This window comes from Paenibacillus sp. E194 (assembly GCF_000935845.1).
GTDB lineage: Bacteria > Bacillota > Bacilli > Paenibacillales > Paenibacillaceae > Paenibacillus_B > Paenibacillus_B alvei_B.
Window position 1 is genome coordinate 1 of record NZ_JMDX01000552.1, and the last position, 536, is coordinate 536.

Genomic DNA, 536 nt, shown 5'->3' on the forward strand with positions numbered 1-536 from the left:
AAAATTAGGCATCCCGACCGTAATAGATCGGGTGATCCAGCAAGCGATCTCCCAGCAGTTGCAACCGTTGTTCGAGCCGATCTTCTCGGACGGAAGCTACGGCTACCGCCCGGGACGAAGTGCGCAGCAAGCCATTCGAAAAGTAAAAGCGTATGTCATGCAAGGCTATGGACATGCGGTTGAAATCGATCTGTCGAAATACTTCGACACGTTGAACCACGAGCTGCTTTTGAATCTGCTGCGCAAACAAATCCAGGATAAACGCGTCATCAACCTGATCAAAAAGTACCTGAAAAGCGGAGTCATGGAAAACGGCGTGCGGCAGGCAACAGAAGAAGGCTCACCCCAGGGTGGACCTTTGTCTCCGCTTTTGGCAAATATCTATCTGAACGAATTCGATCAGGAGATGGAAAGCCGAGGCGTGAGGGTCATCCGCTATGCGGATGACATCGTCGTGCTTGCGAAGAGCAAGCGAGCAGCCATGCGACTGCTGGAATCCAGCCGGACGTATTTGGAACAAAAGCTAAAGCTCCAAA

1 protein-coding gene is annotated in these 536 nt (G+C 51.5%); it reads left to right on the forward strand.

From position 1 onward, the window contains the following. Window positions 1-536, forward strand: a 536-nt coding sequence (locus AZ66_RS29515; RefSeq protein WP_044358242.1) for a reverse transcriptase domain-containing protein, incomplete at both ends; no start/stop codon positions are given.